Below are 14011 nucleotides of genomic sequence, written 5' to 3' on the forward strand. Positions count from 1 at the left end.
CTACTCCACATCGCACGTGCGTTGGATTTGAAGTGCGGCCTGGTCTCGCGACAGTGCCGCCATGCGCTGCAGGCGCGCCCAGGCTGCGGCATTGTTGCGCAAAATGTAGTTCCGGTTAGCAGGATAACGGGCGGCTCGCCAACTGCTGATCACGACTGTCATGGCCATGCGCGTGGCGATCAGGTCGAACAGCGCGCCGAACTCGGCCGGCTCGAGCGGCAGCACGGCATGATAGGCCGCGATCATCTCGCAGGCCGGCGCAAGCGGATCGTCGTTGTCGGCAACCTGATACGCTGCCGTAATCGCAAGGTCGTTGACCCGCGCCGTCCAGGTGAGGTCGCCGAAATCGATGATCCCGGCAACGCCGGCATGGGTTTCGGGGTCGACGACAACGTTGTGCGGGTTGAGGTCGTTATGGACGGGCTGGTTCGGCAACTGCGGCAATATAGGCAGCGCACGAGCTTCGAAGCCGCCGAGCACGTCTTCAACCAGACCGCGCCGTTCGACCGGGACGGCCTCGATCAGCGGGCGCAGTTCGACGGCGTGCTGAAGGTCCCAAAGCAATTTGTGATTGGCGCCGCAATGGCTGAAATCAGAAAGACCCCGCGCGAGCCTTGCGGCGCACCGCCCGAGATCGCGCCGCAGCGCCGTCGACGCCGCGACCGCATGCATCGGTGTTCCCGCGAGATATGACAACAGGCGCACCACGCGCGTCGAGCCGTCGTCGAACGCAATATCAAGCTCCGTCATGCCGTTCCGCGCCGGAAAGATCCGCGGGACCGGCAGGCCGGGATCGGCGGCAGCGAGGTGGAGCAGGGCCTCCGTCTGCAGGTTGGTCACCGCGCGATCTTCCGCAGGGCTGGCAATCTTCAGGACATATTCGCGGCCACTCAGCGCGCGCAGCCGAAAGTTTTGATCGCGCTCGCTGTCGAGCCGGTGCACGGCGGCGATCAGGCCGTAGTGCTCTGCGGCCAGTCTTTGCGCCAGCGCTTCCGGAACGGCTGATGCGGCGCGCAGCGCGTCGACCGGATGCGCGGCAACAGCCGCAGGAGACGAGTCCGGCACTAGAATATCCATTGCTGTCGCTCAGTAGCCGCGTTCGCGGTCGATGGAGTGCGGTGGGCGCCGGCCGGCGCGTATCGCTTCCGCCGTCGCGCGAAACGTCGCCCCGATCGCTTCCACGCTCACTTCGCAGGCATCGTGCGGCGTGACGACGATGTTGGGATGTCGCCAGAACGGGTGCCGTGGGGCCAATGGTTCGGCCGCGAACACGTCGAGCGCGGCGCCGGCGAGTTGTCCGCTCTCCAGTGCGGCGAGCAGATCGGCTTCGACCAGATGCTCGCCGCGGCCGACCTGGATCAGGTAGCCGCCACGATGCATTCGGGCAAATGTCGCTCGATTGAGAATGCCTCTTGTCTCCGGCGTCAAGGGCAGCAGGTTCACGAGAACCTCGGCCTGACCGAGCATGGCATCGAGGCCTGCGGCGTCGTGAAAGGCGCGCACGCCTTGCGGTGCCGGCTTTGCGGTTCGGCTCCAGGCCATGACCGGGAAACCAAGCAAAGCGAGGTCAGTAGCGACCCTGCGGCCGATCTCGCCAAACCCGAGAATACCGACCGGCACGTCCTGTGCCCGGCGCAGGCTGAGACGCTGCCAGCGTTCCTCGCGTTGTTGCGCCTGATAGGCCGCAAAGCGCCGCTGATGCCCGATCACGTGCCAGGCGACGAAGCCCGACATCATCTGCGCCTGCGCCGGGTCGACGACACGGATCACGTCGACATCGGGGCGCAGGCTGGGACACGCCAGAATGTTATCGACACCGGCGCCGATCGAGCAGACGGCCTGCAGATTGGGATAGCGTTCGAATGCGTCATCCGGCGGGTGCCAGGCCACCGCCAGCCGGACGTCCGTTGCCGGACCTTCGTACGGATGGCTGATGATTTCGATACGGTCGGCGGCGCGCATGAATTGCGCGCCCAGATAACCGCGAAGATCAAGGCTCTTGCTAACCAGGACGCAGCGCATTGTTCGTGGTCCCGTTCATGCCGCCTTGGACGATGACGTCTGGCCAGGCACCGCCGAGAGCAGTTCGCGCGTGTAGGCGTGTTCGGGCGCCGCGAACAGCAGCGATGCGGATTTGAGCTCGACGATCGCGCCGTGCTGCATCACGGCAATGCGGTCGCAAATCTGCGCGGCCACGCGCAGATCGTGGGTGATGAACAGCATCGACAGGCCGAGCCGGGCCTTCAAATCCTCGAGCAAATCCAGCACCTGTGCCTGCACCGATACGTCGAGCGCGGAGACCGCTTCGTCGGCGACCAGGATTTCCGGGTCGAGCGCCAGCGCCCGCGCAATTCCGATGCGCTGCCGCTGTCCGCCGGAGAATTCATGCGGAAAGCGCTCCATCGCACCCGCAGTGAGGCCGACCAGGCCGAGCAGTTCGCCGGCACGCTTCCGCGCTGTGGCCGGATCGACGCCATGCGCGATCGGCCCGTCGGTGATGATGTTGCCGACCTTCCGGCGCGGATTGAGCGAGGCGAACGGATCCTGGAACACCATCTGGATGCGGCGGCGCTGTTCGCGCAGCGCTTTTCCCTTGATCCGGGTGAGGTCGACGTCGCCGATACGGACGGTGCCGGCGTCGGGTTCGATCAGCCGCATCACGAGCCGCGCCACCGAGGATTTTCCCGAACCGGATTCGCCGACCAGGCCGAGCGTCTCGCCGCGGAAGATGTCGAAGCTGACTTCTTTTGCCGCCTGCACGCGCCGTTCGGCGCGAAACCATCCGCCACCGCTGACATAGGTTTTGCCGAGGCCGATCACTTCCACCGCCTTGCTGCGGTCGAGCAGGGCCGTCCGCTGCGGCGGCTGCAGGGTGGGAACGGCGGCAAGCAAGGCGCGAGTATAGGGATGCTGGGCGCGCGACAGCACGTCGTCGGCCGTGCCCTGTTCGACCACCTTGCCGTGCTGAAGCACGACCACGCGATCGGCGATCTCGGCGACGACGCCGAAATCGTGGGTGATGAACATGACCGCCATGTTGCGGCGGCGTTGCAGGTCGCGGATCAGCTTGAGGATTTGCGCCTGCGTCGTGACGTCGAGTGCGGTGGTCGGTTCGTCGGCCACCAGCACGGCCGGTTCGAGTGCCAGCGCCATGGCGATCATGGCGCGCTGGCGCTGGCCGCCGGATAATTGATGGGGGTAGGCGCGCACTGCGCGCTCGGGGTCGGGCAGGCCGACTTCGCGGATCAGGGCGAGCGCCTTCTGGCGACGCTCCTTCGGCGTCGAGAGGCCATGCGCCTCGAACATTTCGGCGATCTGGTCGCCGATCCGCATCAACGGATTGAGCGCCGTCATCGGCTCCTGGAACACCATGGCAATGCCGCGGCCGCGCAGCGCCAGCCATTCCGTCGGGCTGAGCGACAAAAGGTTCTTGCCCTCGAACAGGATCTCGCCGGATTCGGCCGTTACCGTATCCGGCAGCAGGCCCAGCAGCGCATGGGCGCACATCGACTTGCCAGATCCGGATTCGCCGACCACACAGAGGATTTTTCCGGCTGAAAGTTCGAACGAAACGTCGTCCACGGCATGCGCACGATCGCCACCGGGCGGCAGCGCCAGCTTCAGGTTCCTGATGACGATACTCATGCTCAGCGTCCCCCTTTGGCGAGGCGAGGGTTGAGCGCGTCGCTGAGGCCTTCACCGATCAGGTTCAGCGCCAGCACCGAGACCAGAATAGCGATGCCAGGGAATACCGTGATCCACCAGGCCTGGCGGATCACCGTGCGGCCGGCACCGACCATGTAGCCCCACGACATCAGATTGGGATCGCCGAGCCCGAGGAAGGAGAGCGAGGATTCCAGCAGGATCGCGGTCGCTACCATCAGCGAGGCGAGCACGATGACCGGCGACAGCGCATTGGGCAGGATCTCGCGCCAGATGATCCACCAGTTGGTCTGGCCGGTCACGACGGCCGCCTGGACATACTCGCGCGTGCGCAGCGACAGCACTTCGCCGCGCACCAGCCGCGCCACCGGGGGCCAGCTCACGATGGCAATGGCTGAAACGATCGATACGATGGAGGGTTGCATGATTGCGACCAGGACGATCGCCAGCGCAAAACTCGGGACGGTCTGAAAAAACTCGGTGAAACGCATCAGGGCATCGTCAACGCGCCCACCGAAATATCCGGCCGCCGCGCCAAGAGGGATGCCGACCGCCAGCGACGCCAGCGTCGAGATCAGGCCAACCAGCAGGGAGACCCGCGCGCCGTAGATGATGCCTGCCATCACGTCGCGGCCGAGCGCGTCGGTCCCGAGCGGCAGATTAGCCATCGTGAACGGCGGCAAGAACGGCCGCTGGACCATGCGCCAGGGCGAGGTCGGAAACAGCAGTGGACCAAACAGCGCAACCGCGATCGCAATAGTCAGGATCGCGACGCCGATCATGCCGCCGGGATTGCGCAACAGCATTCGCCAGACCTGTCTCATGAGGCGAACTCGATGCGGGGATCGACGGAGCGGTAGACCAGGTCTGTGATCAGGTTGAAGGCCAGCACCATGGCTGAGCAGACGACGAAGACGCCGAGCAGCAAATTGTAGTCGCGCTGCAGCAGGGCTTCGTACATCAGGCGGCCGATGCCGGGCCATGCGAACACGGTTTCGGTCAGCACCGCGCCGCCGACCAGCGTGCCGGCCTGCAGACCCGCAAGCGTGACCACCGGCAACAGCGCGTTGCGCAGCACGTGACGGCGCTGGATCACCGTGTCGGATAGTCCCTTGGCGCGCGCGGTCTTGACGAAGTCGAGCCGGTTAACCTCGAGCATCGAGGCGCGCGTCATGCGGGCATAGGTGGCCATGAAGAACAGGCCGATGGTTGTTGCCGGCAGGATGAGATGGGCGGCAACGTCGAGCACATGCGCGAGCCCGGTATAGTTGGCGCCCACCGTCTCGTAGCCGAAGCTCGGCAGCCAATCCACCGTGACCGAAAACAGCAGGATCGCCATCAGCGCGACCCAGAACAGCGGCGTGGCGTAGAAGATCAGCGCGGCGACCGTGATCGCGGTATCGGCCCAGGTTCCGGCAAAGCGCGCCGCCAGCGCGCCGAACAGGATGCCGAACGCCAGCGAGATCGCAAACGCGGTCCCCGTCAGCAACAGCGTCGCCGGCAGGCGCTGCAGGATCAGCGTTGCGACCGGCATCTGTTGGCGGAACGAAAATCCGAGATCGAGACTGAGAATGCCTTTGACGTACAGGAACAGTTGCATCGGGAGCGGCTGGTCGAGACCGAACTTCTCGCGCAGTTGCGCCAGGAAAACCTGATCGCCTGCGCCGGCTTCGCCCGCCATCACCAGCGCCGGGTCGCCCGGCGCCATTCGGATCAGGAAGAAGTTGAGAACGACGAGCGCGAGAAGGACGACGATGGCCTTCGCGATCCGTTGGGCGATGAAGGAAATCATGTTTTGTCGATGGCGTTGGAGGCGCGATATCCGGGCGTCAGACCTGAGGCCTGACGCCCGAGGGGTGGCGATTACTTCTCGATCCAGGCGTCGCGGAAACCGTCGTTCACGCCGATGCCGGTCGTGACCAGGTTCTTGACACTGCAGCGGGTGATGGTCGGGAACTGCAGTTCGAGCATCCACGCGACCGGCACGTCCTCAACGAGGATCTTCTGAGCCTTGGCGTAGATCTCCTCGCGCGCCGCATCGGGAAAGGCGACCGCGCCGTCTGCAAACAGCTTGTCGATCTCAGGATTCGAATAGCCTTCGACGTTGTTGAACGGCGAGCCCTTGGCGATCTGGCTGGAGACATAGTTGCGGCCGACGCCGAGCGCGGGATCGCCGTATTGATAGAGATAGGTAAAGGCGACGTCGTAGTCCCACTCGCTGACTTTTTGGTTCCAGCCAGGGACGTCGGTGGCGATCATCTCGACGTTGATCCCGACGTCCTGCAGGTTCTGGCGAACCATTTCGGCCCAGCGCTGCCATGTCTCGCCGTAGGGCAAAGGCAGCATGCGAACTTTCTCGCCGTTGTAGCCGGCTTCCTTGAGCAGGGCCTTTGCCTTGGCCGGATCGTAATCGTATTTCGGCACCGCGCCGGTGTAGTACTTGATCGCGGAGCCCGACGGACCGGTGGCGACCTTGCCGAGGCCGTTCCAGACCACGTCCTTGGCCATGTTGCGATCGATCGCAAACATCAGCGCCTGACGGAATTTCTTGTTCGCGGTTGGTCCTGAGCGGTTGTTGAGCCAGAGCCAGGAATGCGGGCTGAAGAACTCCCAGCCGGCGCCGGTGACGCAGGTGTTCTTGAGCTTGCTGAGCCGCGGCACGTCGAAATTTTCCACCGAGCCGCCGGGCAGCACGTCGACCTTGCCGGTTTCGTAGGCGACCGAGCGCGCGGCAGCGTCCGGAATGACGTGCCAGTAGATCTCGTCGATATTGGGCTTGCCCTTGACGTGGTAGTTCGGATTCTTGACCAGGCGGATGAACGAGCCCTTCTGCCATTCCTTGAACATGAAGGGGCCGGTGCCAACGGGCGTGTTGTTGGCCGGATTGGTCTTGAAATCGGTGCCCTCGTAGATGTGCTTCGGAATCATCGGCAGCGAACCGACCTCGAAGATGCCGATGAAGGGGCCGAACGGCTGCTTGAGCGTGAAGACGATCGTGGATTCATCGGGAGCCTCGACTTTGTCGAGTTGCACCAGATTGCCGCGGGCGCGCGCATGGGTCTGCTTCAGGAAATCGATCGAGAACAGGACGTCTGCTGACGTAAACGGCTTGCCGTCGTGCCAGGTCACGCCCTTCACCAGTTTGAACGTGTAGATCTTGCCGTCCTCGCTGACTGTCCAGCTCTCGGCGAGGCCGGGCAGGGGATCCAGCTTGGGGCTGTAGCGCAGCAGGCCTTCATAGATATTGCCGGCCACCATCTGCGTCGGGCCGTTCTGAACCAGGCCCATCATCAGGCTCGGCGGCTCCGGCTGAATCACGGCATTGACAACGCCGCCTGCCTTCGGCCCCTCGGCTGCTGCCGCCGTGCTCAGCATGCAAAGCGCGGCAAAGCTCATCAATAATTTTCGCTTGGACATTACTTACCTCGTTCAAAAAGGGCTGGCCGGCGCTACCGGAATTGAGCGTCGCGTTTGTCAGTTCGCAAAATCTGGATCGGTGCGTTCGAGCATCCGCTTGAAGGCAGCCCACTCGCTGTCGGGCACGCCGTTGGTTTCAATCGCGTCGTAGAAGCTGGCGTACTGGCCGGCCGTCTTGCGGGCCACCGCTCCAGATAGCTCGACGATCTCGGCGCCGGACGACTGCACGGCGAGCTGGGCGCGGCAGGAGCGTTCCAGATTGTGCATCAGCTTGAAGGCCTCGGCGACGGATCGTCCGCAGGTCAGCATGCCGTGGTTGCGCAGCACCATCACGAACTTGCCGCCGAGATCGGCGACGAGCCGCTCGCGTTCATCGAGATCGAGCGCAATGCCTTCATAGTCGTGATAGGCGAGACAGTCGGTAAACTGCAGCGACCATTGATTGAGCGGCAGCAGGCCGCGCTTCTGGCAGGCAATGGCGATGCCGGCCACCGTGTGCGTGTGCAGGACGCAGATCGCATCATGCCGCGCGGCATGGATCGCACTGTGAATCGTAAAGCCTGCCGGGTTGATGCCGAGACCCATCGGGTCATCGACGACGTTCCCGTCGAGGTCGACTGTCACCAGGTTGGACGCCGTGACTTCCTCGAAGCGCAGGCCGTAGGGGTTGATGAGGAAGCGGTCTTGCCGGCCCGGGAGCCGGGCGGAGATGTGGGTGTAGATGCTGTCGTCGAGACCAAGACGGTGAATCAGCCGGTAGGCCGCCGCGAGGTCGATCCGGATTTGGAGAGTTTGGTCTGCCACCGCCGGCCATGCCTTCGCGGTGCTTTGCGCTGCGCTTGTCATTTCTGCCTTCTGCCCACGTTCAACGTTTTCAGCTTGCGTGGGACACGACATTAGGGCAAGACTAAACTGTCGACAATCGACGCTTAAAAAATATACACAGAATGACGCGGGTTTAGCCAATGCGACCTATGTCTCTTCCTGTTGGATTACCGGCAGTTGCGGACAGCGATCTGGTCGGCCAGATCGCTCGCATCCTGACGCAAGCGATCGTTCAGGGCCGTCTGCCGCCCGGTTCCAAAGTGGTGGAAGCCGGGATTGCCCGCGAATTAGGCGTCAGCCGCGCGCCGGTGCGGGAAGCCGCGCGGCTCTTGGAGAAGCAGGGGCTGCTGGTGTCGAAGCCGCGCCGCGGCTTTTTCGTGCGCAAGCTCGAAATCAGAAACATCGACGAGATCTATGATCTGCGGCTTTGCATCGAACGCCACGCCGGCGTGCTGGCTGCGCGAAATCTCACGACCGACGCGCGCGCCGCGCTCAGGCGGCAACTCGATATTTTGCACAAGACCGCCGATCTCGACGATCCCGCACGGCAGGTGGAAGAGGACTATCGCTTTCACCGGCTGATCTTTGAAATCGCCGATAACCGGCGCCTGCTGCGGCTGTTCGACGATCTCGCGGCAGAGCTGCGCATGGTCATCGGGCTGATCGGCCGCCTGTACGACGATCCGCATGAGATCGCGCGGACGCACGAACCGCTGCTTGCGGCCATCGAGGCCGGGCACCCCGAACGCATCACCGCACATGTCGATCATCATATCGGTCACGCCTGGCGCGAGGTCGGCAAACTGGTGCGGGAGCTGACGCCTCCGAGCAGCGATGCTGGTGCGGCGCCAGGCGGAATTCTATCGCCCATTAATGGAGTGCCCGCGTGAAGGCCGTCTACACCGAACTGCACCGCAGCCACGATCCACAATTCTTCCTGGTGCGCGGCGTCGTCAAGCGCACCACCGAGCAGCCCGAGCGCGCCGATCGTTTGCTGGCTGGACTGAAAGCCGGCAAGCACGAGTTGGTCGCGCCGACGGCTTTCGGTCAGGGACCGCGGGCGCGGGTTCATAGTCCCGAATATCTTCGCTTCCTGGAGGAGGCGTGGGACGCCTGGAGTGCGCTTGGCGATGCCGGCCCCGAAATGATCGCCAACATGCATCCGGTGCGCTACGCCGCCACGTACCCGACCCACATCGTCGGCCGCCTCGGCTGGCATACGGTCGACACGTCGTGCCCGATCGGTCCCGGTACCTGGGCGGCCGCCTGTGCCGCAACCGATGTTGCTGCCACGGCTGCCCAATTCGTGATGGACGGTGAAGACACAACCTACGCCCTGTGCCGGCCGCCCGGCCATCACGCCTATCGCGACCTCGCGAGCGGATTCTGCTTTCTTAACAACAGCGCAGTCGCGGCGGCTCAACTTAAACTGAAGCATGAGCGGGTCGCGATTCTCGACGTCGACGTGCACCATGGCAACGGCACGCAGGGCATCTTTTATGAACGGCCCGACGTGCTCACCGTTTCGATCCATGCCGATCCGGTGTTCTTCAATCCGTTCGTGTGGGGATATGCGCATGAGCGCGGCGCCGGCCCCGGCCTTGGCGCCAATCTGAACATTCCGCTGCCGAAGGGCACGGGGGATGACGACTACATAAAGGCGATTGGTGAGGCGGAAAAAACCATCCGCGCCTTTGCGCCCGGCGCCCTCGTGGTCGCCCTCGGCCTCGATGCCTCCGAGCACGATCCGCTCGCCGGCCTTGCGGTGACGACGGCCGGCTTCCGGCGCATCGGTGCGGCGATCGCGCGATTGGGCCTTCCGACCGTTTTCGTGCAGGAGGGCGGTTATCTGTCCGATATTCTCGGCGCCAACCTCACCGCAGCGCTCGGCGGCTTCGAAGAGGCGCGATAGTCCTCGCGCACGTGCGCTCGCCACACCTGCCTGCAGGTGTGGCACGATGTCCTGTTGGACATTTCTCGACATTGGCCAAGAGCCGATCTAGGCTCAGGGCGCGATGCAACGAAGAACGGTCCGAATGCTCTCAGCTTTGCGGGCTCTGTTGGCTCCATTCCGGATCTATTCCCGAGGGCGGACGGCTGCGCAACGCGATGCGACCAATAGATCGGCCTCGCCGCTTCTCCTTTACATTGTCGCTGTTCTTTTCCTGGTGCTGTCGATTCTAACCGTCGATCTGCACCGAGATGAACTGCGGGCGCTTGGTCTTGTCGGCGAAGCAGAACGGATCAGTCCGGTCTTGATGAGCCCGTGAGCCGCCGGGCCCCGGCTACTCGATGACGATACGCGGCGGCGGCCGGTGCGCCGCGCCGGTGACGATCGCGGTCCAGATCTCGCGTGCCATGCCGATATAGTGCTTCGCATGGACGCCGTCGGGCTCGATCGCGACGATCGGACGGCCATCGTCGGAGGTCTCTCGGATCTGCATATCGAGCGGAATTTCGCCGAGATAGGGAATACCGCGGCTTTCGGCTTCCGTCCGCGCGCCGCCATGGCCGAAGATCGGCGTGACGTGATTGCAGGTCGGGCAGCAGAAGCTCGACATGTTTTCGATCAAGCCCAGGATCGGAATGCTGACCTTCTGAAACATCGCGATGCCGCGCCGCGCATCAATCAGGGCGATGTCCTGCGGCGTCGAGACGATGATCGCGCCGGCCAGCGGCGCTTGTTGCGCCATCGTGAGCTGTGCGTCGCCGGTGCCGGGCGGCAGATCGACGACGAGAATATCGAGATCGTCCCATGCGACCTCGCGGAGCATCTGCGTGATCGCCGAGATCACCATCGGACCGCGCCAGATCATGGCGCTGTCTTCCTCGATCAGAAAGCCGATCGACATCACCTTGACGCCAAAACGCTCCATCGGCGCCAGCATGCGCGGGCCGAGCTGTCGCGGCCTACCGCGCAGCCCGAATAGTTTTTGTTGCGACGGACCGTAGATGTCAGCGTCGAGAATGCCGGTCTTCAGTCCGAGTGCGGCGAAGCCCAGCGCGAGGTTGCAGGAGGTGGTGGATTTGCCGACGCCGCCCTTGCCGGAGGCAACCGCAATGACATGCTTGACGCCGGGAATGCCGGCGGCTCTTGAGGTCGCGCGGGCCTTGAGATCTGGAGGGGTGGCGGACACGGATTGCCTACGATCCAAGCGGATCGTCCTTCTTCACATTGCGCGCGCGCAAATAATCTTCCGTCGACATGACGGGCGGGCGTTGTGGCGCCGCATGCGGATCGAAACTCTCGTTGACCACCGCTTCGACGCGGCAATCGGCGCACATCTTGATGACGTCGAGCCGCCTGGCATTGGCGCCCTGGAACATCCAGTGTTTTTCGCCGAGTTTTGCGAGCACGCGGTCGATCGAGCTCTTGGTGCCGAACGGTTTGCCGCAGGCGATGCAATTGAACGGCTCTTCCTCCTTCAGCACGCGCTGCGGCGTGTTCCAGGCCTGGAAGTCGAGACGCGGCTCGATGGTGATGACTTTCTCGGGGCAGGTGGATTCGCAAAGCCCGCACTGCACGCAGAGGCTTTCGGTAAACCGCAGCATCGCGCGATCGGGATTATCGGACAGCGCTCCGGTCGGGCAGGCGGTGACGCAGGCATGGCACAGCGTGCAGCCGTCGACATCAAGCTTCACGGTGCCGAAGGGTGCGTCAGGCGCCAGCGGAACGACATCGACCGGCGCGGGAGCAACGAGATGAAGCTCGCGAAAAATCGTTTCGAGCACGCCGCGTTTCGCTCCTCGCGGCACAAAGCCGGCCGGCTTTGATGTCGCGACGCCGTGGGGAGCGGCATCCAGCATCGCGCGCAACTGGTCCGGATCGTCGGTCTCGATGATCTGAATGATGCCGGTGCCGAAGCCCAGCGCGGTAACGATCCGGTCCGACGTTTCGACCGCACGGCGGAGTGCCGTAATGTCGTGGCGGGGTTTCGCACGCGTGAGCAGCGCGACGCCGCTGCCGCCATAGGCAAAGACGGACGCGAGGAGTTCCGGTCCGAGCTGCGTCACCTCGTTGACGCGCAGAGGCAGCACATTGGCCGGCAAGCCTTCGCCGAACCGCGCCAGCGCATCGATGATTTCCTCGCCGTGCTCGCCGTCGTGAAACAAGACTACCGCGTCGCTTCCGCCGGCCTTGTGGTAGGTCTGCAGCAGCGTCCGCAGCCGGCGCATCAGGGCGTCCGCGCTCGGCAGCGCATAGGACGCAGCGCCGGTCGGGCATACGGACGCGCAGGAACCGCAGCCGGCGCAGACGTTGGCATCGATCGCAACTGCGTTCCCGTTCGGCGCGATCGCGCCGGTCGGACACAGGTCGAGACAGCGCGTGCATCCGGTGATGGACGAGCGCGAATGCGCGCACAGCGATGCCTCGAAATTGACAAAGCGCGGCTTGTCGAAGGTGCCGACGAGCCCGCCGGCATCCGCAATCGCGCGCTCGACGGCGGCGCGGTCGCGCGGATCGGCGCGCAGATAGCCGGGGCGCAATTCATGCGCGGGAAACAGCGGCGTGCCGCCCGAGAGATCGAGGATCAGATCGCAGGTGGAAATGGCGCCATTGCGCGAAGGCCCGAATACGAGCTTCGCGCGCGAGGAGGGGGACGGCAGCGCGTAATCGTCGATTGCAAGCTGGAACTGGCCGAGATGTCCGCTTGCATTGCGGATCGTGCCCTTGAGCACGGGAAATTCGTTGGTGCGGCGCGGGGCCACGTCGCCGGGCCTGGTCAGGAGCACGGTAATGTCGAGGCGATCGGCTAGTCGCTGCGCCGCCTCGATCGCGATCTCATCGCGGCCGTAGATCAGCGCGACGCCGCTGCTCTCAAGCGTCACCAGCGAGATCGGCGGCATCTCTTCGCCCGCTGCGGCAATCAGTGCTGCTGCCTTGGGGCCGGCTGCCGCGGCATCCTTCGACCAGCCGCCGGTCTCGCGGATGTTCACGAAGGTAAGCTCGGCCTGCGGCGAATTCTCCGCAACTTCCCGAAACAGCGCCGCTTCCTGCGTGCAGGCGACCGTGATCGGCGAGCCTTCGGCGAGTGCCTCCTTGAAACGGTCGAGGTCGAGGCCGCAAAGCTGATTTGCCTGCGTGACCTTGGCCGTGCAGCCACGATCGATCGCTGCCGCATCGAGCGGCATGGTCTTCTCGCAACTACAAATCAGGAGGCGAGGCGGCGCCGCACTCATTTTGAAATACCTTAAATCTATGGACCAAGCGGGGGCGGTTGCTTCATCCCACGGTTCTGCGGTAACCGCTCGGGCGGATATCTGCAAGATACAAAGGCCGCTCGCGCCGCCGGCTTGCGCAGGATAGCATACACCCACAGGCCATGAAGCAATGAGGGAATAGTTCTTCGTGATCGCTCGTCTCGGGGATACGGAACAGACGCTCGATCTGCCCCCCGGTTATACTTTGGTCGCGTTGCGCGAGCTCGGCGATGCATTCGCCCACGGCTGCGATATCGCGGCGGAGGCGGGCGCCGGCACACTCGTCTGGGTGCGCCGCTACGATCTGGTCGAGTTCGCGGTAATACTTGAACCCGACGAACCGCTCCGCTCGGCGCGCCGGGCCTTCTTTGCCGGCATGAATGCGCTGGCAGACGCGATTGCCGCCCATTGTCCGCCGGAGCGGGAGGTCACGTTCGACTGGCCTGACGCCATCAGGTTCGACGCGGGGCTGCTTGGCGGCGGGCGGCTCGGCTGGCCGGCCGAATGCACCGAAGACGACATACCGGCATGGCTCGTCTTTGGCGCGATCCTGCGCGCGGCTCCCATGGCGCATGTCCCGGAGGTACAGGCGGCCTCGGGCGTGTCCCTGCTAAGCGAAGGCTTCGAAATGGTCGATACCGATGCGATCATCGAGAGCTTCAGCCGTCACCTCATGACCGCGTTCGATCGCTGGAAGGAGCGCGGCTTCGAGGCGATCGCGCGGGACTATCTGGAGCGGCTTCCCAACCGCAAGGCCGGAGAGCGTCGCGGCATCGATGTCAACGGCGATCTTCTGGTCGGCCAGCCTGCCGGCAGCGGAGCGCCGGAGCGGAGCCGTCTGGTGGATGCGCTTGGACGCGCCACTTGGTATGATCCGCAGGCGCGCGGTCCGAAATTCGGATGA

12 protein-coding genes are annotated in these 14011 nt (G+C 64.2%); 3 read left to right on the top strand and 9 right to left on the bottom strand.

All coding sequences use genetic code 11. The annotated features are described in order from the left end of the window. The 7 genes from V1288_RS23345 to V1288_RS23375 all read right to left on the bottom strand — a co-directional run bounded on the left by V1288_RS23345 (position 1) and on the right by V1288_RS23375 (position 7926). The gene (locus tag V1288_RS23345) at positions 1-1077 is read right to left on the bottom strand and encodes a phosphotransferase (RefSeq protein ID WP_334359273.1); all 1077 of its coding nucleotides are present in this window, start codon (positions 1075-1077) and stop codon (positions 1-3) included. A 9-nt stretch (positions 1078-1086) separates the two neighbouring features. Continuing rightward, positions 1087-2022, bottom strand: a complete 936-nt coding sequence (locus V1288_RS23350) for a 2-hydroxyacid dehydrogenase (RefSeq protein ID WP_334359274.1) — start codon at positions 2020-2022, stop codon at positions 1087-1089. Between the two features lie 15 nt (positions 2023-2037). Continuing rightward, positions 2038-3645, bottom strand: a complete 1608-nt coding sequence (locus V1288_RS23355) for an ABC transporter ATP-binding protein (RefSeq protein WP_334359275.1) — start codon at positions 3643-3645, stop codon at positions 2038-2040. Between the two features lie 2 nt (positions 3646-3647). Next, on the bottom strand, positions 3648-4487 hold the full coding sequence (locus tag V1288_RS23360) for an ABC transporter permease (RefSeq protein WP_334359276.1): 840 nt from the start codon (positions 4485-4487) through the stop codon (positions 3648-3650). Further along, positions 4484-5455 (bottom strand): ABC transporter permease, encoded by a 972-nt coding sequence (locus V1288_RS23365; protein WP_334359277.1) that lies wholly within the window; start codon positions 5453-5455, stop codon positions 4484-4486. The genes V1288_RS23360 and V1288_RS23365 overlap by 4 nt, the downstream gene beginning before the upstream one ends. A gap of 71 nt (positions 5456-5526) precedes the next feature. Then, positions 5527-7059 (bottom strand): ABC transporter substrate-binding protein, encoded by a 1533-nt coding sequence (locus tag V1288_RS23370; RefSeq protein WP_442894044.1) that lies wholly within the window; start codon positions 7057-7059, stop codon positions 5527-5529. 78 nt (positions 7060-7137) lie between these two features. Next, a complete protein-coding gene (locus V1288_RS23375) occupies positions 7138-7926 on the bottom strand; it encodes a class II aldolase/adducin family protein (RefSeq protein WP_334359279.1) in 789 nt (262 codons plus the stop codon). A 128-nt stretch (positions 7927-8054) separates the two neighbouring features. Here V1288_RS23375 and V1288_RS23380 point away from each other — a divergent pair, with 128 nt between their 5' ends. Together V1288_RS23380 and V1288_RS23385 are read left to right on the top strand one after the other, a co-directional pair. Next, positions 8055-8795 (top strand): GntR family transcriptional regulator, encoded by a 741-nt coding sequence (locus tag V1288_RS23380; protein ID WP_334359280.1) that lies wholly within the window; start codon positions 8055-8057, stop codon positions 8793-8795. Then, positions 8792-9817, top strand: coding sequence for a histone deacetylase family protein (locus tag V1288_RS23385; protein ID WP_334359281.1), 1026 nt, complete (start codon positions 8792-8794; stop codon positions 9815-9817). Before V1288_RS23380 ends, V1288_RS23385 begins: the two co-directional genes overlap by 4 nt. 373 nt (positions 9818-10190) lie before the next feature. On the opposite strand, the gene V1288_RS23390 is transcribed toward V1288_RS23385, so the two are convergent. Next, a complete protein-coding gene (locus V1288_RS23390) occupies positions 10191-11042 on the bottom strand; it encodes an Mrp/NBP35 family ATP-binding protein (RefSeq protein ID WP_334359282.1) in 852 nt (283 codons plus the stop codon). Positions 11043-11049: 7 nt separating this feature from the next. Further along, on the bottom strand, positions 11050-13038 hold the full coding sequence (locus V1288_RS23395) for a 4Fe-4S binding protein (protein WP_442893979.1): 1989 nt from the start codon (positions 13036-13038) through the stop codon (positions 11050-11052). A 217-nt stretch (positions 13039-13255) separates the two neighbouring features. On the opposite strand from V1288_RS23395, the gene V1288_RS23400 reads away from it, so the two are divergent. Further along, positions 13256-14011 carry a biotin/lipoate--protein ligase family protein gene (locus tag V1288_RS23400; protein WP_334359284.1) on the top strand — a complete coding sequence of 252 codons (756 nt, stop codon included), beginning with the start codon at positions 13256-13258 and terminating at the stop codon, positions 14009-14011.

This window comes from Bradyrhizobium sp. AZCC 2176, assembly GCF_036924645.1.
Taxonomy (GTDB): Bacteria; Pseudomonadota; Alphaproteobacteria; order Rhizobiales; family Xanthobacteraceae; genus Bradyrhizobium.